We start from the raw sequence: 534 nt of genomic DNA on the forward strand, positions 1-534 counted from the left end.
TTCACCACCTCGTTGCGCGCCGAGAGCGGGCGCCGCAGCGCGGTGGCCGATGCCGTCATGGAGGTGACGCCCGGCACGATGGCGCAAGGAAAGTCCTTGGCGAGGCGCGCGAAGATATACATGAACGAGCCGTAGAAGAAAGGATCGCCTTCGCAGAGTACGACGACATCTTCCGTTTCAGCCAATCGTGCGAGCCGCGCCGCCCAGTCGTCGTAGAACGATGCCAGCGCCTGCCGATAAGCGGCGCTCTCGAACGGCAACTCGATGGTGACCGGGTACTCCATCGGGTACTCGGTTACAGCATGCGCCAGCATGCCCTCGACGATGCTGCGCGCTTGCCCTGGGCTGCCGGCCTTGCGGAAATAGGCGACATGTCGCGCTGCGCGGATGAGCCGGTCCGACCGCACGCTGATCAAGTCGGGATCGCCGGGGCCGAGGCCCGTGCAGATGATCTTGCCCAAGCTTCATTCCCTCCGGCTGGCCAGCGCGTTGACCGCGGCGTCACGGCGCAAGCGGGCCTCGCCCTCGCGGTCG

General features: G+C 66.3%; 1 protein-coding gene. It reads right to left on the minus strand.

The window, feature by feature from the left end:
- On the minus strand, positions 1-461 hold a 461-nt coding region (locus tag JHD07_RS38700; protein WP_291631803.1), incomplete at its 3' end, for an SAM-dependent methyltransferase.
- Positions 462-534 lie beyond the last annotated feature (73 nt).

The sequence above is a fragment of the Bradyrhizobium sp. genome (assembly GCF_016462955.1).
GTDB lineage: Bacteria > Pseudomonadota > Alphaproteobacteria > Rhizobiales > Xanthobacteraceae > Bradyrhizobium.